The organism is Pseudomonas sp. PvP001 (assembly GCF_040546375.1).
GTDB lineage: Bacteria > Pseudomonadota > Gammaproteobacteria > Pseudomonadales > Pseudomonadaceae > Aquipseudomonas > Aquipseudomonas coleopterorum.
Map to the genome: position 1 here is coordinate 1,450,173 of NZ_JBEPNQ010000001.1, position 24,416 is coordinate 1,474,588.

Sequence of the window (24,416 nt, forward strand, 5' to 3'; positions counted from 1 at the left end):
ATTCTTGTTCAGGAGCCGTGGACGGGCATCAGTTCGAAAGACGCGGCAGCAGCAGATCCTTGAGGTCGGTCAGCTTGCCGTGGAAAAAGTGCCCGCATTCTGCCACTTTCAGCAGCTCGTGGGGGCGCTCGAGCTTGTCGGACCAGTCGTAGACGAGCTGTGGATCGACCACTTCGTCGGCATCCGGCTGGATCACGGTCAACGTGGCCTGCTGCGGCAAGCGCTCGGTTATCCGCATCACCGCTGGAGCGACCATGAACAACTGCTGCACCGCCTCGCCTTCAGCCTCCAGGCGGCCGGCCAGGGTGGCTGCCACGAAACCGCCAAAGGAAAAGCCCAGAATCGTCAGCGGCAGTTCGGGGTGTTTCGCTCGAAGCCAGCGGGCCACGGCCCAGGCATCGTCGACTTCGCCGCTGCCCATGTCATGGCTTCCCGCGCTGGCGCCGACGCCGCGGTAGTTGAAGCGCAGCGTCAGCATGCCGGCATCGCGGGCGGTGCGCTGCAAGGTGGACACCACCTTGTTGAGCATGGTCCCGCCCTGTACCGGATTGGGGTGGCAGATCAAGGCGATGCCCGTAGCATCGGCGGTGTCGAGGTACAACGCTTCGAGTGGGCCCTGCGGGCCGTCGATGAAAACTGCGGTTTCGCGGATGAGCAAGGGGTGAACTCCGTGACCCCAACAGGGGTCGACTCGTCTAGCTGGAAGATTCTGGCCTGTGAAATTGCGCAAGTGCGCGGTATACAGCGCAGGTCCGAGCCGTTAACGTAAAGCAAAGCCGTTTATAGAGGAAGGACTCGTGGAACTCTCGCTCTTAGTTTGGTTGTTGCCAACCCTGGCCCTGGTAGTCGGTGTGGTCATCGGTTTTGCCGTCGCGCGCCTGGCACCCCGTGCCGTGCCCAATGGCACACAGCGTCAGCTCGATGATATCCAGGAACGTTTCGATACCTACCAGAACGAGGTGGTCACCCATTTCAACAGCACCGCGATCCTGGTCAAGAAACTGACCCAGAGCTATCAGGAAGTGCAGGACCACCTGGCCGAAGGCGCCGACCGTCTGGCCCTGGACGAACTCACTCGCCAGCGCCTGCTCGCCGCCCTGCATTCGGACGCGCCGCAACCCCACCGCGAACGCCTGACGCCGCCGCGCGATGCCGAACCACCCCGTGACTACGCGCCCAAGGCCGCGAACTCGCCCGGCATGCTGGACGAGCAATACGGCCTGAAGCGCAAGTAAGGCTGCACGTTCCATCGACCTGAAGAACGCAGCAGAAAAAAGCGGGACCTGAATCATCGGGCCCCGCTTTTTTCATGCCTCGGCCAAGCCTGGGCTGCGTTGCACGCAGGACTCAAAGCGCCAGGTACACCTCATCGAATGGCGGCGCGATTTCGCTGCGCAGTATGCCGATCCACTTGCCGTGGGTCGTTTCGTCGGTCTTCTGCTTCTCGAATCCGTCGAAGCGTTGCTCTACGGTTTTCAGGTGCGCGGCGGTATAGGCATCACGGGGTGCGCGGGGATCGGCATAGTGGAAATGCGCGTACCACAACGGTTTGCCTGCCGTGTCAGCCACCACGTATTCCTCCAGGTAGCCTCGCGAACGCTTGAGCTTGCTGCGCGCACCGACGCGGCTGATCCGCGCCTCACCCTGGCGATACAAATAGTCCACCCGGGCCGCCGCAGGTGGCTGCCACTTGACCATGTGGATGTGGATCAGGCGCCCCTGCTCGTTCAGCTCGGCGGCCTTGTCGCGGAACAGCTGCGCGCGGCCATGGGCAGACGTCTGCTGACTGGTGGCCTCGTCCACTTCATTGTCACGGGTCAGTTGCTGTTCGACGGCATCGGCCGCCTCGGTCAACTGCTGTGCGTACAGCCGCAGCCGGTCTTCGACCTCCACCGGCAGATAGGACTTTTGCGCCTCCTTCCAGGCTGTGCGGGTCTGTTGGTCGGCCCCCTGCAACAACTGGTTGCCACGCCGGATCGCCGCGTTCAGCGAACGGCTTGCCGGTCGCGGACGCGCCACGGTGGTGGTTTCCATCACTTCCCAATCGGCCTGAGCCGGATCCTTGTCGAACGAGGCCAATACCTTCTTTTCGATGGGGTCGATCACGTCGACGATGTCGCGATCGGTGACCGCGACCTTGGGTCGACGCTGCCCCACTACCAGCCCCCTGTGCCGCGTTACGAAGATACTCTTGTGACGCGCCTGTTGACGCTGCTTGCGGGTCATCTTGAACTGTTCGCGGATCAACGGCACCAGGGCGGCCTGGGCACTGTCACGCAACTCCTGAATCAGGTTGGCCAGACGCAGGCGTGCCGGCTCGTACAGCAGCCCGCCTTGCTCGCCGGCATAGAACGCCAGGGATTGCTGCGCGGCCTCGTATTGCAGGTCCAGGCTGTTCAGCAGTTCGACCCGGTCATTGAGGTTGTATTCAGCAGTTTCCTCCAGAGCGGCGTGGGTCTGCGCCGCCAGGCGAACCGGCTCGGCCACCGATTCCATCACCCGATCGGCCACTTCCAGCGTGGCGATGTGGCGAATGCTGGTCAGCGCCAGACCATCCACCAGCAGGCCGATCCAGCGTCGGATCGACAGGGCCTCGATCCAGTTCGCCGTCAGCTTTTCCAGTGCCGTCGCACCTTCGATCGGCATGCGCCGCAGCTGCTCTTTCCATTGCGTGAGTTCCTTGGTCAGTTGAACCTGCTTCTCGAGGATATCGATGCTGTCGCTGACATAATCGAAAAATGCTCGGGACTGCTCCTCGCTCATTTCGGAACCGACCAGCAACTGGCTGATATCCTCGGCCCTGTCGCGATAATCCAGGCTCTTGTAGCGCAGGTTGATGATTTCTTCCTGCGCCACCTCGCACAACTGGAACAGCAGGCTGGCCTGCTCCTTGGCGCGGTTGCTGTAGGGCTCGAGCTGATTGAGCTCCAGACTGGCTGCCAGCACCTGGCGCAACGCGGCCAGATAGTTGCCGGTCGCCTCGCTCATGACATTGCGCAGCCCTCGCAGACGTTCGTTGTCCTTGGCTTCGAAGGCTCGGTTGACCTTGCGCAACACGGCGTTGACACGCTCATGCAGAGACGCGCGTTTCTGGTTGAACTCGGTGATCTGTCGGTCGCAGGCCTGCATCCGTTGCTGATTGGCTGCCCGCAGTGCCGCAATGGTGCGCTTGGGCCCACCGCCGCGCAAACGCAGGTGCAGATCCAGACGCCAGCGCCCGACTTCATCGCGCTCCACCCATGGACCCGGTGTCTGCGGACGCGCCGCATCGATGATGCGCACCAGCCCGTCATCGACCATGACCTGAAAGAAATGCCCCTCCAGTGACAGCAGCCAGCGCTCGCCATCCAGATACAGACCGCGCATGGCACCGTGAGGCACAGGCTCGGGCAGGGGTTGCGGCGCAGCGACGCGATAGCTGGCCAATGCGGTGGCATCCTCGGGGCTGAGCCGATGCTGGGCACGCGCCCAGGAAAAACTCAGATGCGCGTTGGCGTCGAAGGCATGCACGGGTGTGGGTGACAACCGCGTGGTCACCGTGGCCTTTGCCGGCACCGGCGATACTGGCGACACCGACGGGACTGGCAGCATCGGCTGGCGGAACTCACGGACCGTAACGGCCCGCTCGGTGGCACGAACCAGCAGTACCAGGGCAATGTTGAAGAGCAGATCCACCAGTTGATCATCTGCCGCATCCTTGTCGCCACCGGCCTGCGCTGTCAGCGTGACGTTGCACGCGGCCATGGCCTGGATCAGCCAGCCGGCGGTGGCCAAAGGCCCCGGAAGAACGGGCAGGAGCGCGTTGAACACCGTCCAGCCAAGGGCGCGGTAACCGATCCAGCGACTTTCCTCACTGGAGACCGACTGCCGGTCAGCCACCGTGACCAGAGCCTTCACACAGCCCTGGTAGAGCTCGGCCAACACATCGGCACCCAGTGCCACACCTTTCAAGGTGGCTGCGGCAGGGACGCCGATCGGCGCATAGTCCGAACCTTGGCCGAAGCGGATCAGATGCGGTTCATGAAAGCCGCCGTTGGCATAACGTGCGCGGGCCGGTGCATCGAGCCAGTCGAGCACGCTGCGCTGCAACTCGCCCTCCTCGGCAATGGCCTCGAACAGCGCGGCGCGGTCCGCATACTGAATCAATGCGGGCTGCATGAGCGGGCGGTACAGCACCTGCAGTCCGGAACCGTCGGTGGCGGTTATCACATACATGTTGCAGACCTTGTCAACCTTCATGCCTGCCGCAGGCAGGATGCCCAGCGCCTGAATGGCCACGCTCACGCCTTCGACTTCTGCGTTGCCTGCGGCCTCCATGATCGCGGCGACATACTTCCAGCCCAGGCGGGTGAACCCGCACAGTCCGCGAATGCTGTTTTCCAATGCGAGCATGGGCAACTGGCACTGCAACTGGCTGGCGAACAGCGCCTGGCGCCGCTTGGACTCGACGGGGTCCAGCAGCAGTTTCTGCTTGAGCAAGGCCAGGTAGCCGCCCCCGGCATCGGTCCGGGTGACCAGGGTCTGGATACTGCTCGCATCGACCCAGGAAGGCAGCGTGACACCTGCCTTGGGCTGGACCAGCAAGCGCCCCTGGGGCCGACCCGACAGGTTGTACAGGGCCAGGTCCACCAGACTGATGACGTGATCTTCCATCGTCATGTCGCCCGCATTGACGATGCTCAACTGTGCGTTCGGCACCGTGACGATATGCACCTCGACGTCATCTACAGCGTCGAGCGCGGCGTGCGGATGGTCCAGGGCGATCTGCCTGATCAGCGCCTGCTCGGCAAAGTCGGCGATGGAGGGTATGGCGTCCAGAAACGATGCCTGTTGCTGCTGTTCGCGCAGCGCAGCCAAAGTCGCCAGGTACAAAGAGAATTCCCGGCGTTGCGCATCGTTGGCCTGGGTCAGCCATGCCGGCAGGCCATCCTGCACGGCTTGCAGGCGTGCGCGCTCTTCGGCGCTGTCGATATCGAACAGGCACGTCACATACTCGGTACCCTGCTCCAGGGCCCCCACGCCGAAGCCACTGGCCCGGCAGTACTTGCCCAGCGACTGCAACGCTTCGAGCTGTTGTTCCAGAATGGCCTGCGCCTGGGCCTCGAAGATATTGCCGGTGGGAGAATACAGCGCCAGTTCCAGCGTCGGCCCGGTGACCGCATGGCCCAGGTGCATGGCGAATGCATCGGTCAATGCCTGCATGCTCGGGAACGTTTCCAGCCCGTTGACCGGGGTGTACATCAGCAACACTTCACCACCGTGGCTGCCGACACGGCGACGGATGACCAGGGCATGGGTCAGTTCGGCATGGCGCTGCAAGGGCACGCCCATGGCCTGCACACTGACCAGGCTCGCCTCGATGGTATCGCCGGCGTACAGCGCACGCTCGCGGGCACCCGGCATCGACACCAGCAGCATGGCGGTAGCGCCCTGGTCGTTACTCAGGCGGCCCGCCTTCTGCTCGCGCTCGACACTGTCCTTGAACCTGGCTTGCAGCGAGTTGCCCAGCCATTGCCAGCGATTGCCCCCTTCCCACCGGGTCAAGTCCCAATAAGCGCACAAGGCTTCGCTGTAGGCCTGCAGGATCTGCGGCCCCCACTCGTTGACGATGCCCTGCACCTGGGTCATGTCCACGGCCAGCGCGCTCGGATTTTCAGCGCCCGCCTCTGCCGTCAGAAAATGATAGCCCTGGACGAGGCTGATGTTCTGGTCATGCAGGTAGCGGTCGACCAGGACGTCAGTCAGCAGCAGCTTGCGATAGCCGGCAAAGGACGCCGTGTCGGCAAGACGAATGGGCTCGAACAGATGAACATGGGAAAAATCCACGTTCAACGTGGGGTACTGCACGGCGAACTGCGTCGCCAATACCTGTAAAGCCACGTCACGCAACGAGGGACGGCTGGCGAAATGCTTGCTGACACTGCTGGCCAGAGGTGCGGATCGAGCGACTTCACCGCTCAGGGAAAGAAGAGAGGTCATGGGGCTGGCGCCTTCGGGAATGTATGAAGGCGCATCAGGCACCGTTGAGCGCCCTGCCCGGTGGTAGACAATTAGTCACCGTAAACAAAAGACCCCGCCGGGGCGGGGTCTCTTGTCGTTTCGCAAGGCTTAGATCGCGCCGCGGCTGCGCAGCAGATCCAAGACTTGCTTGACGCCCTCCTCGACGGACGAGGACTGGGTGTCGATCACCAGATCGGCATTCAACGGCACATCGTACGGGAAGGACTCGCCCGGGATGTTGTCCTGATCTGCAGCGTACAGGCCCTGAGGGTCGCGTTCGCGGCACACCAGGGGTGAGGCCTGGACGTAGACCGTCAGCAGCCGATCGGCACCGATCAGGTCACGCGCCTGCTCACGGCCGGCCGCATCGGGCGCCACGAAGGCGGCCAGGGTCACCAGCCCCGCTTCGTTGAACTGACGCGCCACGTGAGCGGCACGACGCCAGTTCTCGGTACGCCCGGCGCGGTCCTGTGGCAGCCCCTTGTTCAGGTCATGCCGCAGGTTCTGGCCATCGAGCACGAACACCGCGCGGCCCATGTCGAACAGCTTGCGCTCGACGGCGTAGGCCAGGGTGCTCTTGCCCGCGCCCGACAGACCGCTGAACAGCACGGTAGCCGGTTGCTGGCCGAAGCGCTGGGCGCGCTCCTCGGTGGTCACATGGGCAGAACGACCGTGTGCCTTGCCGCCCTGGGTGGCGGTCGCCGGGGCGATGATCATGCCAGCACCGACGGTGCCGTTGGTCAGGCGGTCGATGATGATGAAGGCGCCGGTGGTGCGGTTGCTGTCGTAACCGTCCAGAGCGATGGCGCTGTCCAGCGACACCTTGACCTTGCCGATCTCGTTGAGCTGCAGCGCACTGGCCGGGCCTTCGGCCAGGGTGTTGACATCGACCTTGTGCACAATGCTGGCGATCGAGCCCGGCACGTAGCTGGTGGCACGCTTGATGTCGTATTTCTTGCCCGGCAGCATGGGCTCTTCGGCCATCCACACCAGCATGGCTTCGAAGCTGTCGGAGACGGTCGGCACGTTGGCGGCATGCACCAGCAGGTCGCCACGGGAGATGTCGATCTCGTCTTCCATGGTCAGGGTCACGGCCTGGCCAGGACCGGCGTGCTCCAACTCACCCTCGAAGGTGACGATGGATTTGACCCGGCTGCTCTTGCCCGAAGGCAACACCACCACTTCGTCACCCTTGTGCACGATACCGCTGGCCAGGGTGCCGGCGAAGCCGCGGAAGTTCAGGTTCGGTCGGTTGACGTACTGAACCGGGAAACGCAGGTCGTCGAAGTTGCGATCGGCCGCCACTTCCACCGTTTCCAGAATTTCCATCAGGGTCTGGCCGGTGTACCACGGCGATTGCTCGCTGCGGTTGACCACGTTGTCGCCCTTGAGCGCCGACATCGGCACGAAAGCCAATGTGGTCGGCTGCAGGCCGATGGCTTCGGCGAACTTGAGGTAGTCGGCCTTGATCTGCTCGAACACACCTTCATCGAAGCCCTTGAGGTCCATCTTGTTGATGGCCACAACAATGTGCTTGATGCCCAGCAGGGACGCGATGTAGCTGTGCCGGCGGGTCTGGGTCTGCACGCCGTAGCGGGCATCGACGAGGATGATCGCCAGGTCGCAGGTGGACGCGCCGGTGGCCATGTTGCGCGTGTACTGCTCATGGCCCGGGGTGTCGGCGATGATGAACTTGCGCTTGGCCGTGGAGAAATAGCGGTAGGCGACATCGATGGTGATGCCCTGCTCGCGCTCGGCCTGCAGGCCGTCGACCAGCAGCGCCAGGTCGACTTCTTCACCCGTGGTGCCGGATTTCTTCGAGTCGCGGGTGATGGCTTCCAGGTGATCTTCGTAGATCATCTTGGAATCGTGCAACAGGCGCCCGATCAGGGTGCTCTTGCCGTCGTCGACGTTGCCGCAGGTAAGGAAGCGCAGCAGTTCCTTGCGTTCGTGCTGGGCCAGGTAGGCGAGGATGTCCTCGCTGATCAATTCGGATTGGTGCGACATGTTCTGACCCTGCTTTAGAAGTAGCCCTGACGTTTCTTGTCTTCCATGGAACCGGCGCCATCGTGATCGATGACCCGGCCCTGGCGCTCGGACGTTCGCGTCAGGAGCATTTCCTGAATGATGTCGGTGAGGCTTTCGGCCTCGGACTCCACCGCGCCCGTCAACGGGTAGCAGCCAAGGGTACGGAAACGCACTTTCTTCTTGACGATGCTGGCCTTCTCTTCCTCGCTGAGGTGCTCGAGGATGCGGTCGTCGTCGATCATGATCAGCGTGCCGTTCTTCTCGATCACTTCACGTTCGGCGGCGAAGTACAGCGGCACGATCGGGATGCCTTCCAGGTAGATGTACTGCCAGATGTCGAGCTCGGTCCAGTTCGACAGAGGGAACACACGGATCGATTCGCCCTTGTTGACCTTGCCGTTGTAGACGTTCCACAGCTCCGGACGCTGGTTCTTCGGATCCCAGCGGTGCTTGCTGTCGCGGAACGAATAGACCCGCTCCTTGGCCCGCGACTTCTCTTCGTCGCGGCGCGCACCCCCAAAGGCGGCGTCGAAGCCGTGCTTGTCCAGCGCCTGTTTCAGGCCCTGGGTCTTCATGATGTCGGTGTGCTTGGAGCTGCCGTGGGTGAAGGGGTTGATGCCCTGCGCCACGCCTTCGGGATTGACGTGCACCAACAGGTCCAGGCCCAGTTCCTCGACCATGCGATCGCGGAACTTGTACATTTCCTGGAACTTCCACTGGGTGTCGACGTGCATCACCGGGAACGGCAGCTTGCCGGGGAAGAAGGCCTTGCGCGCCAGATGCAGCATCACGGCCGAGTCTTTGCCGATGGAGTACAACATCACCGGGTTATCGAACTCAGCGGCCACCTCACGAATGATGTGGATGCTTTCCGCCTCCAGCTGTTTCAGATGCGTCAGTTTGTCGACCATGGCTACTCACGGAATACAGTCTTTATGGACGGCCTGCGGGCCGTGTTCGAGCCGGGCACTTTAACACGGCGTATGGGTGGGTCGCGGGAGGTGGTTAGATCGAAGGGGTATATCAATATGCCTTGTGGTTTGGAGGTTCCGGCATGGCTTCTCCCCTTCGCGGTCACAATGTGGGAGCGGGTCTCTGCCCGCGAATCGGGCACTACGGTCCAGCTATCAGATGGGATTGGGACAGTCGATGAACACATGCTCGAGCGCAAAGCGCCGTGCCAGGTGATCACCCAGCGCCTGGACCCCATAGCGTTCGGTAGCATGATGCCCGGCGGCGATGAAGCTGATGTCGTTCTCGCGCGCGCTGTGAAAGGTCTGCTCGGACGCCTCGCCACTGATGTACAGGTCGACACCGGCCGCAATCGCACGGTCGATGTAGCCCTGCCCGCCACCGGTGCACCAGCCCACGCGCCGGATCTTTTCGCTGCCTTCGATCAGCAACGGCTCACGGCCCAGCACTTCCTGCACGCGGCGAGCGAAGTCGCGCGGGTGCATCGGTTCGGGCAATGAACCGATCAGCCCCACCACGCGGCTGTCGGTCGGGTCCAGCGGACCTTCCACCGTGAGCTCCAGCTGCCGCGCCAGCTGCACGTTGTTACCCACTTCGGCGTGCACATCCAGCGGCAGGTGATAGGCCAACAGGCTGATGTCGTGCCTGAGCAACGTCTTCAGCCGTCGCTGTTTCATGCCGACCACGCAGGGGTTCTCGCCCTTCCAGAAATAGCCATGATGCACCAGCACCAGATCGGCCTTGGCTTCCACCGCGGCATCGAGCAACGCCTGGCTTGCCGTGACCCCACTGACGATGCGCATGACCTGCGGGCGCCCTTCCACCTGCAAACCATTGGGGCAGTAATCCTGGATCTTCGCGCTGCCCAGATAACGGTCGGCTTCTTCGACCAACGTGTTCAGTGCCACAGCCATAAAAGTCTCCACAAAGGCAGTTCAGCGCGGCGCAAGCGCCCGTATAATGCCGGCCATTATGGCGCCGCTGCGCGTCGAAGAAACAGCCCCTCGCTCCCTTCCAGGATTGTCCCCATGTTCAAGGCCTTGCGCTTCTTTGGTTGGCCGCTGTTGACCGGCATATTGATTGCCCTGCTGGTTATCCTGCGTTTTCCGCAATGGGTGGGCCTGCCCAGCCAGGACGTCAACCTGCAGCAGGCGCCGCAAAGCGCAAGCGTCATCCAGGGTCCGGTGTCCTACGCCGACGCCGTGGCCATTGCCGCCCCCGCCGTGGCGAATCTCTACACCACCAAAGCGGTCAACAAGGGCGCTCACCCGCTGTTCGAAGATCCGCAGTTCCGCCGCTTCTTCGGCGACAACCTGCCCAAGCAGCGGCGATGGGAGTCGAGCCTGGGCTCGGCGGTGATCATGAGCCCGGAAGGCTACCTGCTCACCAACAACCACGTGACCGCAGGTGCCGACCAGATCGTGGTGGCCCTCAAGGACGGACGCGAAACCCTCGCCCGGGTGATCGGCAGCGATCCGGAGACGGACCTGGCAGTGCTCAAGATCGACCTGAAGAACGTTCCGGCCATCACCATCGGGCGTTCCGACGGCATCCGCATCGGTGATGTCGCCTTGGCCATCGGTAACCCTTTCGGGGTCGGCCAGACGGTGACCATGGGCATCATCAGCGCCACCGGCCGCAATCAACTAGGCCTCAACACCTACGAAGATTTCATCCAGACCGATGCGGCGATCAACCCCGGCAACTCCGGCGGCGCCCTGGTGGATGCCAACGGCAACCTGACCGGTATCAACACGGCGATCTTCTCCAAGTCCGGCGGTTCGCAGGGCATCGGCTTCGCCATCCCGACCAAGCTGGCGCTGGAGGTGATGAAGTCGATCATCGAACATGGCCAGGTGATTCGCGGCTGGCTGGGCATCGAAGTGCAGCCGATGACCGAAGAACTGGCCGAGTCGTTCGGTATCAAGGACCGACCAGGCATCGTGGTGGCAGGCGTCTTCCAGGGCGGCCCGGCGCAGAAAGCCGGTTTGCAACTGGGCGACGTCATCCTCAGCATCAATGGCGAGGCGGCCGGCGATGGACGTCGATCAATGAATCAGGTGGCCCGCACCAAACCAGGCGACCGGATCGCCATCCAGGTGATGCGCAAGGGCAAGGAGATCACCTTGAACGCCGAAGTGGGCCTGCGCCCGCCACCGGCGCCGGCGGCGGTGAAGAAGGAAGATAAGTAAGCCCTGCAACCGCAACGTGCAGCGGTCGACCCGCTGCACCGCCCGATCAAGATGGATCAAGGTCTACGTGAAACTTACAGCGCGTCCAGCAGCGCCTGATTCTGCTCCGGCGTACCAATGCTGATGCGCAGGAACCTGGGCAATGCGTTCCTGCTTGAAGTGCCGCACGATCACACCTTTCTCCCGCAGGCGAGCGGCGATGCCCGCCGCGTCCTGTTCGGGATGGCGAGCGAAGATGAAGTTGGCCGCCGAAGGCAGCACGTCGAACCCACGCTGTTGCAGCCCTTCGACCAGTTTTTCCCGGCTGGCGATGACCTTGGCGCAGGTGTCTTCGAAATAAGCCGTGTCGGCGAACGCCGCCGCGGCGCCGGCGACGGCGATGCGGTCGATCGGATAGGAGTTGAAGCTGTTCTTGATACGCTCCAGCGCCTCGATCAGATCTGGGTGCCCCACCGCCAGGCCTACCCGCAGACCGGCCAACGAGCGTGATTTGGACACGGTCTGGGTGACCAGCAGGTTCGGATAGCGATCGACCAGTTTGATCGCCGTTTCGCCACCGAAGTCGACGTAGGCTTCGTCCACCACAACGACCGAGTCCGGGCTGGCCTTGACGATCTGCTCGACCGCCTCCAGCGGCAACAAGCAACCGGTCGGTGCGTTCGGGTTGGGGAAGATGATCCCGGCGTTGGGCTTGGCATAGTCTTGCGCACGGATCTGGAACTGGTCATCCAGCGGCACGGCCTCGAAGGGAATGCCATACAAACCGCAGTAGACCGGATAGAAGCTGTAGCTGATGTCCGGAAACAGCAGCGGTTGGTCATGCTGGAACAAGCCGTGGAAGATATGCGCCAGCACCTCGTCCGAACCATTGCCCAGAAACACCTGGTTGGTCTGCACACCGTAATAGTCCGCCACGGCCTGCTTGAGCAGATCGCTGTTGGGGTCCGGGTACAGGCGCAGGGCATCGCTCAACTCGGCGCGCATGGCCTCGATCGCCTTGGGCGATGGGCCGTAGGGGTTCTCGTTGGTATTGAGCTTGACCAGGTTGGCGACCTTGGGTTGCTCGCCGGGCACGTAAGGCACCAGGTCCTTGACGAAAGGGCTCCAGAATTTGCTCATGCTCACTCCCCTTTTGCCAGATCGGGTTGAATACGGTATTCGGCGCTGCGGGCATGGGCGCTCAGGGATTCACCCCGGGCCAGTACCGAAGCGGTCTTGCCCAGTTCGGAAGCCCCCTGCTCGGAGCAGAAGATGATCGACGAACGCTTCTGGAAGTCATAGACCCCCAGGGGCGAGGAAAAGCGCGCCGTGCCGGACGTCGGCAGCACATGGTTGGGACCTGCGCAGTAGTCGCCCAGCGCTTCACTGGTGTGACGACCCATGAAGATGGCACCGGCGTGACGGATCTGCGGCAGCCAGGCCTGAGGATCTTCGACCGACAGCTCCAGGTGCTCCGGCGCGATGCGGTTGGCCACTTCGATGGCCTGCTGCATGTCGCGGACCTTGATCAACGCGCCACGGCCGTTGATCGAGGTATTGATGATCTCGGCACGCTCCATGGTCGGCAGCAGCTTGTCGATGCTGGCCGCGACCTTGTCGAGGAATTGCGCATCGGGGCTGACCAGAATCGCCTGGGCGTCTTCGTCGTGTTCGGCCTGGGAGAACAGATCCATGGCGATCCAGTCCGGATCGGTGCCGCCGTCGCAGACCACCAGAATCTCGGAGGGACCTGCGATCATGTCGATCCCGACCTGGCCGAACACATGGCGCTTGGCCGTCGCCACGTAGATGTTGCCAGGGCCGACGACCTTGTCCACCCGCGGCACGCTTTCAGTGCCGTAGGCCAGGGCCGCAACGGCCTGGGCGCCGCCGATGGTGAACACGCGGTCGACCCCGGCGATGCAGGCCGCTGCCAATACCAGTTCGTTGACCTCGCCTCGCGGCGTGGGCACGACCATGACCACTTCGGTCACGCCCGCCACCTTCGCCGGAATGGCGTTCATCAGCACTGACGAGGGGTACGACGCCTTGCCGCCAGGCACATACAGGCCGGCGCGATCCAGTGGCGTCACTTTCTGGCCGAGCACAGTGCCATCGGCTTCGGTATAGCTCCAGGAGTCCTGCTTCTGCTTTTCGTGATACAGGCGCACCCGCTCGGCGGCGGTTTCAAGCGCTTCGCGCTGGGCCTCGGTGATGCGCGTGAGCGCCAGTTCCAGGCGCTCGCGCGGCAGGATCAGGTCGGCCATCGACGCCACCTGCAGACCATCGAAGCGCTCGGTGAACTCGACCAGCGCAGCATCGCCCCGCTCGCGCACGGCCTTGATGATGTCCAGCACCCGCTGATTGACCGAATCATCGGACACACTTTCCCAGCTCAACAGATGGTCCAGATGGCGGGCGAAGTCCGGATCAGTGGCATCGAGTCGGCGAATAGCAGTGGAAGCGGTCATGGCGGGCCTCAAATAATGGCAATTGCTCAAGCGCCGATAGATTACCAATCGATCCACATGGGCACTTGAGTTATTTGGCTATGATGCGGATAGACGGGCGCGGGTTGCGAACCCGCGCGGGAAAGTCAGCCGCGGTGTCGCGACTCCACTGCCTTGCGCAGGGTGTCGATCAACGCCTGGATGCGTGGCGTGCTGCATTTTCATGGAGGCTTTGTTCACCACCAGCCGGGAGCTGATGTGGGCGATCAATTCCTGGGGTTCCAGGCCATTGGCGCGCAGGGTGTTGCCGGTGTCGACGACATCGATGATCTTGTCGGCCAGGCCCACCAGCGGTGCCAGCTCCATGGAGCCGTACAGCTTGATGATATCGACCTGACGACCCTGCTCGGCGTAGTAGCGCTTGGCAACATTGACGAACTTGGTGGCGACGCGCAGACGACCCGTGGGCTCGGCGGCACCGATGGCGCCCGCCGTCATCAGCTTGCACTGGGCAATCTGCAGATCCAGCGGCTCGTACAGGCCCTGGCCGCTGTACTCGAGCAGGACGTCCTTGCCGGCAACGCCCAGGTCGGCAGCACCGTGTTCGACATAGGTCGGCACATCGGTGGCGCGCACGATCAGCAGGCGCACATCGTCCTGGGTCGTGGGAATGATCAGCTTGCGGCTCTTGTCCGGGTTTTCGGTGGGCACGATGCCCGCCTCGGCCAGGAGCGGCAATGTATCGTCAAGAATGCGGCCTTTGGACAACGCAATGGTCAACATGGGAAACGTCAGTCCTTACAGGAAAGTTTCTGGCAACGCCCGGGCGCATCCCTGCGCCCTGCACGCTCATCAGCCCGGTACGCGACGGATCTTGGCGCCCAGCATCTGCAGTTTTTCTTCGATGCACTCGTAGCCACGGTCGATGTGGTAGATGCGGTCGATCAGGGTGTCGCCTTCAGCCGTCAGCGCCGAGATCACCAGGCTGGCCGAAGCCCGCAGGTCGGTGGCCATGACGGGTGCGCCCTTGAGCTTTTCGGCACCGGTGACGATGGCCGTGTTGCCTTCCACCTGGATCTGCGCGCCCATGCGGTGCATTTCGTACACGTGCATGAAGCGGTTCTCGAAAATGGTCTCGATCACCGCGCCCGTGCCTTCGGCAATGGCGTTGAGCGAGATGAACTGCGCCTGCATGTCGGTGGGGAACGCAGGGTATGGCGCGGTGCGGACGTTGACCGCCTTGGGCCGCTTGCCGTGCATGTTCAGTTCGATCCAGTCGGCGCCCGTGGTGATCTCGGCACCCGCTTCGCGCAGCTTTTCCAGCACCGCTTCGAGGATGGTCGGATCGGTGTCCTTGACCTTGACCCGGCCGCCGGTGCAGGCCGCAGCCACCAGGTAGGTGCCGGTCTCGATGCGATCGGGCATGACCTTGTAGGTCGCCGAGTGCAGACGCTTGACGCCATCGATGGTGATGGTGTCGGTGCCCGCGCCCTGGACATTGCCGCCCATGGCGTTGATGAAGTTGGCCAGGTCGACCACTTCCGGCTCGCGCGCAGCGTTCTGCAGCACGCTGCGACCGTTGGCCAGCGCCGCAGCCATCATGATGTTCTCGGTACCGGTCACGCTGACGGTATCGAAGAAGAAGTTGGCACCGCGCAGGCCGCCCTCGGGGGCCTTGGCCTTGATGTAGCCGGCTTCAACGTCGATCACGGCGCCCATGGCTTCCAGACCACGGATGTGCAGGTCGACCGGACGCGAACCGATCGCGCAGCCGCCGGGCAGCGCCACTTCGGCCTCACCGAAACGGGCGACCATCGGGCCCAGAACCAGGATCGAGGCGCGCATGGTCTTGACCAGCTCGTACGGCGCAACCAGGGTCTTGATGGTGCGCGGATCGATTTCCACCGCCAGCTTCTCGTCGATCACCGGCTCGATGCCCATGCGGCCGAACAGCTCGATCATGGTGGTGATGTCGTGCAGGTGCGGCAGGTTGGCGACCGTCACCGGCCCATCGGCCAGCAAGGTAGCGGCCAGGATCGGCAGGGCGGAGTTCTTCGCCCCGGAAATGCGGATTTCGCCATCAAGGCGAACGCCGCCAGTAATAATCAGTTTGTCCATTGGAGTCTCGACGCGGGGTGGCTCAGGAACGCTCAGCCCAGGCTGCGCTGCTGAAGAATTTCATGGTGATCGCATGGATGCTGCCATCGGCGATCCATGGGTTCAAATGAGCATAGATCTGTTGCTGGCGCTTGACCGGACTGAGCGCAGTCAGCTCGTCACTGATCACGTTCAACTGGAAATTGCAGCCTTCGCCTTCGACTTCCACCTGCACTCCGGGCAGTTTGGATTCAAGGAAACCCTTCACTTCTACAGCCTGCATGCTCAACCTCGATCGGCGCCCTGTGCGCGCGGGTCGGCCATCATACAAAAAAGCCCTCCGACTGCGAACCCCGGATTCACGGGATCAGGTCAGAGAGCTGTGCAGATGGCCAATCAATTCTGTGAAAAGAAGTCGCTCATGCCTGTGACCTGAGCGATCTGACGCATGTCGTGCGGCAATGCCTGAACTCGCACGCTCTTGCCAGCGGCCTGCGCATCGCGCATGAAGCCCAGCAGCAGGGACAGACCCACGCTGCTCGACTTTTCCACGCCGGTGCAGTCGATGACCAGCGCGGCGGCCTGACTGGATTGAATCAGTGCCTGCCCCTGCTTGCGCAGGGCCGCACCGCAGCGGTAATCCAGCACACCGGCCAGGCTCAGCTGATCGCCCGACAGTTCGACACGACCCTGTTCCATCACTGCGCGCTCGTCGGTGCAGCTTTGTCGGTCACTTCCTTGGCCTTGGCGACTTCGCCAGCCCAACCATCGATGGTCTTGTCCAGGTCGTTGCCGTTGCGCTGCATGCTGTCGGCGAACTGATCGCGGAACAGCTTGCCGATGTTGATGCCGTTGATGATGACGTTACGCACTTTCCATTCGTTGTTCAGGTTTTCCAGGGTGTAGGAAACCGGATACACCGCCCCACCCGTGCCCTTGACCTGCATGTCAACGCTGGTGCGTGTGCCGCTTTCATCCTTGGCCGGACCCACGGTGATGCCCTGGTTGTTGTACTCGAGCAAGGCGTTGCCGTAGAACTGCATCAAGCTGCGCTTGAAGTTTTCCTGGAACCGGGCCATCTGCGCGGGGGTAGCCTTGCGCGAATACTTCACGGTCATGATGCTGCGCGAAATGCCATCGGCGTCGACCACGGGACCGACGATCGTGTTGAGCGCGTCGTAGAACGCCTGCGGATTGCTGCGGTAGGTGTCGCGGTTCTTTTCCAGATCCGACAGCAGTCGGTCGGTGACGCCCTGCACCACCTGATGTGCGGACACCGCAGGGGCTGCATTGGCCCACATCGGCAGCAGGGCCACCAGAACCAGCAGGCTGCGTCGCATGATCGAAAACATGGATAACTCCTTATTTGGCATCTTTGCTGACTGTATTGAGCAGGAACTTGCCGATCAGGTCTTCGAGCACCAGGGACGACTGGGTGTCATGGATGGTACCGCCGTCGGCGAGCAAGGCCTCCTCGCCACCCACGCTGATACCAATGTATTTCTCGCCCAGCAGACCTGCCGTCAGGATGGAAGCAGTGGAGTCGGTGGGCAGGTTGTCCACTTTCTTGTCCAGCTGCAGGGTCACCCTTCCGGTGAAGGTGTCGCGATCCAGATCGATGGCCGTGACCTTGCCGATGGTCACCCCCGCCATGGTCACCTTGGCTCTGACAGTCAAACCGGCGATATTGTCGAAATAGGCATAAAGTTTGTAGCTCTCGGTATTCGCGCTGGTGGACAGACCACTGACACGCAAGGCCAACAGCAGCAAAGCCAGGATACCGGCCAGAAGGAACAGGCCGACTCCGACTTCCATTGATCGGTTTTGCATCAGAAATCTCCAAACATCAGGGCGGTCAGAATAAAGTCCAGGCCCAGGACGGCCAGCGACGCATAGACCACGGTCTTGGTGGTGGCGCGGCTGATGCCCTCGGACGTGGGTTCACAGTCATACCCCTGGAACACAGCGATCCAGGTGACGACGAAAGCGAATACCAGGCTCTTGATCACACCGTTGAGCACGTCATCGGTGAAATTGACGCTGTTCTGCATGTTGGCCCAGAACGATCCCTCGTAGACCCCCAGCCAATCGACGGCCACCCAGGATCCACCCCAGATACCGACGACGCTGAAGATCATGGCCAGCAGCGGCAGGGAAATGAAACCGGCCCACAGCCTTGGCGCAACGATGTACTTGAGCGGGTCGACGCCGATCATTTCCAGGCTCGACAACTGCTCGGTCGATTTCATGTTGCCGATCTCGGCGGTCAGTGCCGACCCTGCGCGACCGGCGAACAATAGAGCGGTCACCACCGGCCCGAGTTCACGCAGCAGCGTGAGCGCGACCATTTGCCCGACCGCCTGCTCGGAGCCGTACTTGGCCAGAATGCTGAAGCCCTGCAACGCCAGCACCATGCCGATGAACACACCGGACACGACAATGATCAGCAGCGACATGACACCCACGGAATACAGCTGCTTCATCAGCAGCTGAAAACCGCCACCGATCCCGCCGCGGCCCACCAGCGCGTGGCCCAGGAACAGTCCGGAACGCCCCAGGATGCCGACCATGTCGATGGCCGATCGACCGAACAGGCGCACTCGCTCCATGAATTGATTTCTTGCGCATCAACGCTTCCCCAGCAGATCGGCGCGGTAGTCGGGCGCGGAAAAATGAAAAGGCACGGGACCGTCGGGATCGCCCTTCATGAATTGACGAACGCGCGGGTTGTCCGACGCCATCAATGCCTCGGGCGTACCATGACCCAGCACCTGGCCGTCGCCGACCACATAGATGTAGTCGGCGATGCTCGCGGTTTCCGCCAGGTCGTGGGAGACCACGATACTGGTGATGCCCAGGGCATCGTTGAGCAGGCGGATCAGCCGCACCAACACGCCCATGGCGATCGGATCCTGGCCGACGAACGGTTCGTCGTACATCAGTATCTGCGGGTCCATGGCGATGGCACGGGCCAATGCGACACGACGCTTCATGCCACCGGACAACTCGTCGGGCATCAGCTCGATGGCGCCGCGCAGGCCGACGGCCTGCAGCTTCATCAGGACGATGTCGCGGATCATGTCTTCGGGCAGGTCGGTATGCACCCGCAGCGGGAAGGCCACGTTCTCGAACACGTCCAGGTCGGTGAACAGCGCGCCGCTCTGGAACAGCACGCCCATGTGCTTGCGCGCATCGAACAGGTCGCTGCGCGACAGCTCGGGCAGGTTCTGGCCATTGACCCAGACCTCGCCGCCAGTGGGTCGCAGCTGCGCCCCCATCAGACGCAGGAGCGTGGTCTTGCCGCTACCTGAAGGCCCCATGATACCGGTGACCTTGCCGCGAGGAATGCGGATATCGACATCGTTGAAAATGCTCCGCGCACCGCGCTTGAAAGAAACCCCTTTCAGCTCGACCGCGTAGGCGCTATCGGCACTCATTTAAACTCCTTGCAGTGCAACCTTACCCTCGGACGCTCATCTTCTGACCGAAGACACTTGGCGCGGACAGGCCGAACAAGCGGCGAACTATAGCATTGCAGACAGGTGCCGCCCAAGATCGATCCATTGGCGTGCTGTGTCGCTGATTTGTACAGGCCGCAAAATAGGCAGGTGAGTCGCTCGCCCATTCCCGCTATAATCGCCGCCTTTTCACCGGGCCTACCGATTTTCGCCATGAGCCAGACCAGCGACCTGATCCAATCCGCGCACCGCACCATCCGTCTCGAGATCGAAGCGGTAGAGGGCCTGCTCGCCCATATCGACGCCGATTTCGTGCGCGCCTGCGAACTGATCCTCGAAAGCGATGGCCGCGTGATCGTGCTGGGCATGGGCAAATCCGGACACATCGGCAACAAGATCGCCGCGACCCTGGCCAGCACCGGCACCCCGGCGTTTTTCGTCCATCCTGCCGAGGCCAGCCACGGCGACATGGGCATGATCACTCGCCAGGACGTCATCCTGGCCCTGTCCAACTCCGGTTCGACCGCAGAAATCGTCACATTGCTGCCTTTGATCAAGCGCATGGGCATTCCCATGATCAGCATGACCGGCAACCCCGACTCGCCCCTGGCCCAGGCCGCCGAGGTCAACCTCGACGCCCGTGTCGCCCAGGAAGCCTGCCCGTTGAACCTGGCACCGACCTCCTCCACTACGGCGACCCTGGTGCTGGGCGATGCCCTGGCCATCGCCCTGCTCGAGGCGCGAGGCTTCACCGCCGATGACTTCGCCTTCTCCCATCCCGGTGGTGCCCTGGGTCGTCGCCTGCTGCTCAAGGTCGAGCACGTCATGCACACCGGCACCGCGCTGCCACAGGTGCCACGCGGCACGCTGCTGCGCGATGCGCTGATGGAAATGACCCGCAAGGGCCTGGGCATGACCGCCGTCCTGGAGGCCGATGGCCGCCTCGCCGGGATCTTCACCGACGGTGACCTGCGGCGCACATTGGATCGCACCATCGATGTCCACAACACTCGAATCGAAGACGTCATGACTTCCCACGGCAAGACCGCACGCGCCGACATGCTGGCCGCCGAGGCGCTGAAGATCATGGAAGACAACAAGATCAACTCACTGGTCGTGGTCGATGATCAGGACTGTCCGGTAGGCGCCTTCAACCTGGGCGACCTGCTGCGCGCGGGAGTCATGTAATGACCGGAAATGACGCAATGACCCAGACTGGCAGCAGCGAGCTTCTGCAACGTGGCAAGGCCATCAAGCTGGCCGTATTCGACGTCGATGGCGTACTGACCGATGGCCGTCTGTATTTCCTGGCCGACGGCAGCGAGTTCAAGAGCTTCAGCACGCTGGATGGGCAGGGCATCAAGATGCTCATCAACAGCGGCGTGACCACTGCGATCATCACCGGCCGCAGCAGTCCGGTAGTGGAGCGGCGCGCCCGCAACCTGGGCATCGCTCATCTTTTCCAGGGCCGCGAAGACAAACTCGTGGTCCTCGATGGTCTGCTCACCGAACTGGGTCTGAGCTATGAGCAAGTGGCCTATCTGGGTGACGACCTGCCCGACCTGCCGGTGATTCGCCGGGTGGGGCTGGGCATGGCCGTGGCCAATGCCAATGCGTTCGTGCGCCAGCATGCCGACGGCGTGACCCAGGCCAGTGGTGGCATGGGCGCAGCGCGCGAGTTCTGCGAGCTGATCCTGGCCGCCCAAGGCAATCTCGAAGCGGCCCACGCCGCCTACCTGTAGGGCCCGACATGCTGAACAAGAAAATCCGCAATATCGTGATCCTGGGTGTGCTGGGGCTGCTGTTCGCCGCCATCGGCTACTGGGACATAAGTCCGGAGCGCTTCCTCGACCAGCCAGCCGCAGCCGTCGACGAAAGCCAGATCGATTACTACGCTATCAACGCGAAGGCTCGCCAGTACCTGCCCGACGGTGGCGTGCAGTACGACATGACCGCCGACAAGGTCGAGCACGTCAAGACCTCGCAGGTGACCTTGCTGACCAAGCCCGACATGCAGCTGTACCGCGGCACTGTCTACCCATGGCACGTGACCAGCGACCGTGGCGAGGTCAATCCCGATGGCAGCCAGGTCGAGCTGATCGATTCGGTTCGCATCGCGCGCACCGACCAGAAGAGTCGCGCCACGCTGATCACCAGCTCGCGCATGACCGTTTTCCCACAGAAGCAATATGCGCAGACCGACCAAGACGTTAGAATCGACGGCGCCGGTGGCGTGTCGACGGCCAAGGGCATGAAAGCGTATCTGAATGACAGCAAGATCAACTTGCTGTCCAACGTAAGAGGACAGTATGAGGCTCGTTAAAACCCTCCCCTTTTTGCTCGGCCTGAGCGCAGCACTGGGAAGCGCGAGCGCCTGGGCACTGCCCACTGACCGCGATCAGCCCATTCATATCCAGTCCGACGATGCCCAGCTCGACGACAAACAGGGTGTGGCGACCTACAAGGGCAATGTGATCATTACCCAGGGGTCGATGAAGATCACCGGCAACACCGTGACCATCACCCGCAACGCCACCGGCGACGTGGACGTGTTCACTGCCGTCGGCAACCTGGCCTATTACGAGCAGAAACCTGCGGTGGACAAGCCCATCGTGCAGGCCTACGGCGTGACCATCCAGTACTTCGCGGCGCAGAACCGCATCGTGCTGATCGACAAGGCCAAGGTCATCAACGACGGCAACACCTCCGAAGGCGAGAAGATCGTCTATGACACGGTGCGCCAGGTGGTCAACGCCGGCCGTGCCACGGGCAGCAAGGTCACCACGCCTCGTCCGCGGATCGACATGGTGATCCAGCCCAAGAAGAAATCCGACGCACCGCAGAAGGCCCAGTAATGGCAGTCCTGAAAGCGCAGCACCTGGCCAAGAGCTACAAGAGCCGACAAGTCGTACGCGACGTGAGCCTGTCCATCGAAAGCGGACAGATCGTCGGCCTGCTGGGCCCCAACGGTGCCGGCAAGACCACCTGCTTCTACATGATCGTCGGCCTGGTCCAGGCCGATCAGGGCCGCGTCCTCATCGACGACCTGGACGTCAGCCACCAGCCGATGCACGGCCGCGCCCGTTCGGGTATCGGTTACCTGCCGCAGGAAGCCTCGATCTTCCGCAAGCTGTCGGTGGCCGACAACATCATGGCCATCCTGGAAACCCGCAAGGAGCTCGACGCCACGGCTCGCCTGGCCGAGCTCGAAGGCCTGTTGCAGGAATTCCACATCACGCACATTCGCGACAACCTGGGCATGAGCCTTTCGGGTGGTGAACGCCGCCGCGTGGAGATCGCACGCGCACTGGCCACCGCGCCCAAGTTCATCCTGCTCGACGAACCCTTCGCCGGTGTCGACCCGATTTCGGTCGGCGACATCAAGCAGATCATCCACCACCTCAAGACCAAGGGCATCGGCGTATTGATCACCGACCACAACGTCCGCGAGACCCTGGATATCTGTGAAACGGCCTATATCGTCAACGATGGCCAGTTGATCGCCGAAGGCGATGCCCAGACCATCCTGGCCAACGATCTGGTCCGCGAAGTCTACCTGGGCCACGAGTTTCGCTTGTAAGGCCCAAGGGCGCCGTCGCCCTCCTGCGGGCATTAATTTTCATGGCGCCCTAGGCAAACACTCAGGTTTCAGGCATATAATTTGCTTACGACATAAGCCGGGTGCTTCGGTACCCGTAGTAGAAGGCGCTTCGCGCCGGCGACCAAGGTGTTAAGTTCCTGCCATGAAACCATCGCTCGTCCTACGTATGGGCCAGCAACTGACGATGACACCGCAGTTGCAACAGGCCATCCGCCTTCTCCAGCTATCGACCCTGGACCTCCAGCAGGAAATCCAGGAAGCGCTGGAATCCAATCCCATGCTCGAACGCCAGGAAGAAGGCGACGACTTCGACAACAGCGACCCGCTGGCCGACAACATCGAGCAGAAGCCGACCCAGGAGATCCAGGAACCGAGCTTCCAGGAGTCTGCGCCGACGGTGGACAACCTCGAGGAAGGCGACTGGAACGAGCGCATCCCCAACGAATTGCCCGTCGACACGGCCTGGGAAGACATCTACCAGACCAGTGCCAGCAGCCTGCCGAGCAACGATGACGACGAGTGGGACTTCACCACCCGCACGTCGGTCGGCGAGAGCCTGCAGACGCACCTGTTGTGGCAGCTGAACCTGGCGCCCATGTCCGATACCGATCGGCTGATCGCCGTGACCATCATCGACTGCATCAACAATCAGGGTTATCTGGACGAGACGCTGCAGGAAATCTGCGACTCGTTCGACCCTGAACTGGACATCGAACTGGACGAGATCGAGGCGGTGCTGCACCGCATCCAGCAGTTCGAACCGGCCGGCATCGGCGCCCGCGACCTGAGCGAATGCCTGATGCTGCAACTGCGCCAGCTACCGGCCAAGACCCGTTGGCTGGCCGAAGCACAGCGCTTGGTGAGCGATTTCATCGACATGCTGGGCTCGCGTGACTACAGCCAGCTGATGCGGCGCATGAAGCTCAAGGAAGACGAACTGCGCCAGGTCATCGAGCTGGTGCAGAGCCTGAACCCGCGGCCTGGCTCGCAGATCGAATCCAGCGAACCCGAATACGTCGTGCCCGACGTCATCGTGCGCAAGGACAACGACCGCTGGCTGGTCGAGCTCAATCAGGAGTCGGTCCCGCGGCTGCGGGTCAATCCTCAGTACGCCGGCTTCGTGCGTCGCGCCGACACCAGCGCCGACAACACCTTCATGCGCAACCAGCTCCAGGAAGCGCGCTGGTTCATCAAGAGCCTGCAAAGCCGCAACGAGACCCTGATGAAGGTCGCCACCCAGATCGTCGAGCATCAGCGTGGCTTCCTCGATTACGGCGACGAGGCCATGAAGCCTCTGGTGCTGCACGACATCGCCGAGGCAGTGGGTATGCACGAGTCGACCATTTCACGGGTGACCACGCAGAAATACATGCACACGCCGCGTGGCATCTACGAGCTGAAATACTTTTTCTCCAGCCATGTCAGCACCTCCGAGGGGGGCGAATGCTCCTCCACCGCGATCCGCGCGATCATCAAGAAACTGGTCGCCGCGGAAAATCAGAAAAAGCCGTTGAGTGACAGCAAGATCGCTGGTTTACTGGAGGCACAAGGCATCCAGGTAGCCCGCCGAACGGTCGCCAAGTATCGCGAGTCCCTAGGGATTGCGCCGTCCAGCGAACGCAAGCGGTTGATGTAGCCC

Annotated in this window: 21 protein-coding genes and 2 pseudogenes; 8 read left to right on the forward strand and 15 right to left on the reverse strand. The window is 62.3% G+C overall.

Annotated elements, in window-relative coordinates:
* Positions 1–28 precede the first annotated feature (28 nt).
* Complete coding sequence (locus ABMD26_RS06640) at positions 29–658, reverse strand: alpha/beta hydrolase (protein ID WP_056845039.1); 630 nt, start codon at positions 656–658, stop codon at positions 29–31.
* Between the two features lie 139 nt (positions 659–797).
* On the opposite strand from ABMD26_RS06640, the gene ABMD26_RS06645 reads away from it, so the two are divergent.
* Positions 798–1,235, forward strand: coding sequence for a Z-ring associated ZapG family protein (locus ABMD26_RS06645; RefSeq protein ID WP_049860598.1), 438 nt, complete (start codon positions 798–800; stop codon positions 1,233–1,235).
* 112 nt (positions 1,236–1,347) lie between these two features.
* Here the strand turns inward: ABMD26_RS06645 and ABMD26_RS06650 are convergent, their stop codons facing one another.
* The 4 genes from ABMD26_RS06650 to ABMD26_RS06665 all read right to left on the reverse strand — a co-directional run bounded on the left by ABMD26_RS06650 (position 1,348) and on the right by ABMD26_RS06665 (position 9,914).
* Positions 1,348–5,979, reverse strand: coding sequence for a hypothetical protein (locus ABMD26_RS06650; protein WP_354308690.1), 4,632 nt, complete (start codon positions 5,977–5,979; stop codon positions 1,348–1,350).
* Between the two features lie 129 nt (positions 5,980–6,108).
* Complete coding sequence (gene cysN, locus ABMD26_RS06655; RefSeq protein WP_134722532.1) at positions 6,109–8,007, reverse strand: sulfate adenylyltransferase subunit CysN; 1,899 nt, start codon at positions 8,005–8,007, stop codon at positions 6,109–6,111.
* Between the two features lie 14 nt (positions 8,008–8,021).
* A complete protein-coding gene (gene cysD, locus ABMD26_RS06660; protein WP_056845033.1) occupies positions 8,022–8,939 on the reverse strand; it encodes a sulfate adenylyltransferase subunit CysD in 918 nt (305 codons plus the stop codon).
* Positions 8,940–9,155: 216 nt separating this feature from the next.
* Positions 9,156–9,914, reverse strand: a complete 759-nt coding sequence (locus tag ABMD26_RS06665) for a Nif3-like dinuclear metal center hexameric protein (protein WP_354308693.1) — start codon at positions 9,912–9,914, stop codon at positions 9,156–9,158.
* A 114-nt stretch (positions 9,915–10,028) separates the two neighbouring features.
* Here ABMD26_RS06665 and algW point away from each other — a divergent pair, with 114 nt between their 5' ends.
* Positions 10,029–11,192 (forward strand): Do family serine endopeptidase AlgW, encoded by a 1,164-nt coding sequence (algW, locus tag ABMD26_RS06670; RefSeq protein WP_122741464.1) that lies wholly within the window; start codon positions 10,029–10,031, stop codon positions 11,190–11,192.
* Positions 11,193–11,266: 74 nt separating this feature from the next.
* Here algW and hisC read toward each other — a convergent pair.
* From hisC to ABMD26_RS06720, 10 genes and pseudogenes are all read right to left on the reverse strand, one after another.
* A pseudogene (gene hisC / locus ABMD26_RS06675) lies at positions 11,267–12,311 on the reverse strand (histidinol-phosphate transaminase).
* Between the two features lie 2 nt (positions 12,312–12,313).
* Positions 12,314–13,642 carry a histidinol dehydrogenase gene (gene hisD / locus ABMD26_RS06680; RefSeq protein ID WP_049860591.1) on the reverse strand — a complete coding sequence of 443 codons (1,329 nt, stop codon included), beginning with the start codon at positions 13,640–13,642 and terminating at the stop codon, positions 12,314–12,316.
* 125 nt (positions 13,643–13,767) lie between these two features.
* Positions 13,768–14,404, reverse strand: a pseudogene (gene hisG, locus ABMD26_RS06685) (ATP phosphoribosyltransferase).
* 69 nt (positions 14,405–14,473) lie between these two features.
* Positions 14,474–15,739 carry a UDP-N-acetylglucosamine 1-carboxyvinyltransferase gene (gene murA / locus ABMD26_RS06690; RefSeq protein ID WP_043186747.1) on the reverse strand — a complete coding sequence of 422 codons (1,266 nt, stop codon included), beginning with the start codon at positions 15,737–15,739 and terminating at the stop codon, positions 14,474–14,476.
* 22 nt (positions 15,740–15,761) lie between these two features.
* Positions 15,762–16,001, reverse strand: coding sequence for a BolA family protein (locus ABMD26_RS06695; RefSeq protein WP_043186744.1), 240 nt, complete (start codon positions 15,999–16,001; stop codon positions 15,762–15,764).
* 113 nt (positions 16,002–16,114) lie between these two features.
* A complete protein-coding gene (locus ABMD26_RS06700; RefSeq protein WP_049860590.1) occupies positions 16,115–16,417 on the reverse strand; it encodes an STAS domain-containing protein in 303 nt (100 codons plus the stop codon).
* Positions 16,417–17,070, reverse strand: a complete 654-nt coding sequence (locus tag ABMD26_RS06705; RefSeq protein ID WP_049860589.1) for an MlaC/ttg2D family ABC transporter substrate-binding protein — start codon at positions 17,068–17,070, stop codon at positions 16,417–16,419. Before ABMD26_RS06705 ends, ABMD26_RS06700 begins: the two co-directional genes overlap by 1 nt.
* A 10-nt stretch (positions 17,071–17,080) precedes the next feature.
* The gene (gene mlaD / locus ABMD26_RS06710) at positions 17,081–17,548 is read right to left on the reverse strand and encodes an outer membrane lipid asymmetry maintenance protein MlaD (protein WP_049860588.1); all 468 of its coding nucleotides are present in this window, start codon (positions 17,546–17,548) and stop codon (positions 17,081–17,083) included.
* The gene (gene mlaE, locus ABMD26_RS06715; protein ID WP_354308698.1) at positions 17,548–18,327 is read right to left on the reverse strand and encodes a lipid asymmetry maintenance ABC transporter permease subunit MlaE; all 780 of its coding nucleotides are present in this window, start codon (positions 18,325–18,327) and stop codon (positions 17,548–17,550) included. The genes mlaD and mlaE overlap by 1 nt, the downstream gene beginning before the upstream one ends.
* Before the next feature lie 18 nt (positions 18,328–18,345).
* A complete protein-coding gene (locus ABMD26_RS06720) occupies positions 18,346–19,155 on the reverse strand; it encodes an ATP-binding cassette domain-containing protein (RefSeq protein ID WP_354308700.1) in 810 nt (269 codons plus the stop codon).
* Between the two features lie 234 nt (positions 19,156–19,389).
* Here ABMD26_RS06720 and ABMD26_RS06725 point away from each other — a divergent pair, with 234 nt between their 5' ends.
* The 6 genes from ABMD26_RS06725 (at position 19,390) to ABMD26_RS06750 (ending at position 24,413) form a co-directional block, all read left to right on the forward strand.
* Complete coding sequence (locus tag ABMD26_RS06725) at positions 19,390–20,364, forward strand: KpsF/GutQ family sugar-phosphate isomerase (protein ID WP_090356488.1); 975 nt, start codon at positions 19,390–19,392, stop codon at positions 20,362–20,364.
* 17 nt (positions 20,365–20,381) lie between these two features.
* A complete protein-coding gene (locus ABMD26_RS06730) occupies positions 20,382–20,918 on the forward strand; it encodes a KdsC family phosphatase (RefSeq protein ID WP_354311801.1) in 537 nt (178 codons plus the stop codon).
* Between the two features lie 8 nt (positions 20,919–20,926).
* A complete protein-coding gene (gene lptC, locus ABMD26_RS06735) occupies positions 20,927–21,499 on the forward strand; it encodes an LPS export ABC transporter periplasmic protein LptC (RefSeq protein WP_049860583.1) in 573 nt (190 codons plus the stop codon).
* Positions 21,486–22,031 (forward strand): lipopolysaccharide transport periplasmic protein LptA, encoded by a 546-nt coding sequence (gene lptA, locus ABMD26_RS06740; protein ID WP_056845022.1) that lies wholly within the window; start codon positions 21,486–21,488, stop codon positions 22,029–22,031. Before lptC ends, lptA begins: the two co-directional genes overlap by 14 nt.
* Positions 22,031–22,756, forward strand: coding sequence for an LPS export ABC transporter ATP-binding protein (gene lptB, locus ABMD26_RS06745; RefSeq protein ID WP_043186715.1), 726 nt, complete (start codon positions 22,031–22,033; stop codon positions 22,754–22,756). Before lptA ends, lptB begins: the two co-directional genes overlap by 1 nt.
* Positions 22,757–22,919: 163 nt before the next feature.
* On the forward strand, positions 22,920–24,413 hold the full coding sequence (locus ABMD26_RS06750) for an RNA polymerase factor sigma-54 (protein WP_122741459.1): 1,494 nt from the start codon (positions 22,920–22,922) through the stop codon (positions 24,411–24,413).
* The last annotated feature ends 3 nt before the right edge of the window (positions 24,414–24,416 follow it).

Excerpts from the sequence above, each read along its gene's own strand:
- ABMD26_RS06750 (WP_122741459.1), top strand. The coding sequence starts at position 22,920 with ATGAAACCATCGCTCGTCCTACGTATGGGCCAGCAACTGACGATGACA.
- hisD (WP_049860591.1), bottom strand. The coding sequence starts at position 13,642 with ATGACCGCTTCCACTGCTATTCGCCGACTCGATGCCACTGATCCGGAC.
- lptB (WP_043186715.1), top strand. The coding sequence starts at position 22,031 with ATGGCAGTCCTGAAAGCGCAGCACCTGGCCAAGAGCTACAAGAGCCGA.
- ABMD26_RS06695 (WP_043186744.1), bottom strand. The coding sequence starts at position 16,001 with ATGCAGGCTGTAGAAGTGAAGGGTTTCCTTGAATCCAAACTGCCCGGA.
- ABMD26_RS06665 (WP_354308693.1), bottom strand. The coding sequence starts at position 9,914 with ATGGCTGTGGCACTGAACACGTTGGTCGAAGAAGCCGACCGTTATCTG.
- cysD (WP_056845033.1), bottom strand. The coding sequence starts at position 8,939 with ATGGTCGACAAACTGACGCATCTGAAACAGCTGGAGGCGGAAAGCATC.
- ABMD26_RS06700 (WP_049860590.1), bottom strand. The coding sequence starts at position 16,417 with ATGGAACAGGGTCGTGTCGAACTGTCGGGCGATCAGCTGAGCCTGGCC.
- algW (WP_122741464.1), top strand. The coding sequence starts at position 10,029 with ATGTTCAAGGCCTTGCGCTTCTTTGGTTGGCCGCTGTTGACCGGCATA.
- ABMD26_RS06705 (WP_049860589.1), bottom strand. The coding sequence starts at position 17,070 with ATGTTTTCGATCATGCGACGCAGCCTGCTGGTTCTGGTGGCCCTGCTG.
- ABMD26_RS06730 (WP_354311801.1), top strand. The coding sequence starts at position 20,382 with ATGACCCAGACTGGCAGCAGCGAGCTTCTGCAACGTGGCAAGGCCATC.
- ABMD26_RS06725 (WP_090356488.1), top strand. The coding sequence starts at position 19,390 with ATGAGCCAGACCAGCGACCTGATCCAATCCGCGCACCGCACCATCCGT.
- mlaD (WP_049860588.1), bottom strand. The coding sequence starts at position 17,548 with ATGCAAAACCGATCAATGGAAGTCGGAGTCGGCCTGTTCCTTCTGGCC.
- lptC (WP_049860583.1), top strand. The coding sequence starts at position 20,927 with ATGCTGAACAAGAAAATCCGCAATATCGTGATCCTGGGTGTGCTGGGG.
- ABMD26_RS06650 (WP_354308690.1), bottom strand. The coding sequence starts at position 5,979 with ATGACCTCTCTTCTTTCCCTGAGCGGTGAAGTCGCTCGATCCGCACCT.
- murA (WP_043186747.1), bottom strand. The coding sequence starts at position 15,739 with ATGGACAAACTGATTATTACTGGCGGCGTTCGCCTTGATGGCGAAATC.
- cysN (WP_134722532.1), bottom strand. The coding sequence starts at position 8,007 with ATGTCGCACCAATCCGAATTGATCAGCGAGGACATCCTCGCCTACCTG.
- ABMD26_RS06720 (WP_354308700.1), bottom strand. The coding sequence starts at position 19,155 with ATGAGTGCCGATAGCGCCTACGCGGTCGAGCTGAAAGGGGTTTCTTTC.
- lptA (WP_056845022.1), top strand. The coding sequence starts at position 21,486 with ATGAGGCTCGTTAAAACCCTCCCCTTTTTGCTCGGCCTGAGCGCAGCA.
- mlaE (WP_354308698.1), bottom strand. The coding sequence starts at position 18,327 with ATGGAGCGAGTGCGCCTGTTCGGTCGATCGGCCATCGACATGGTCGGC.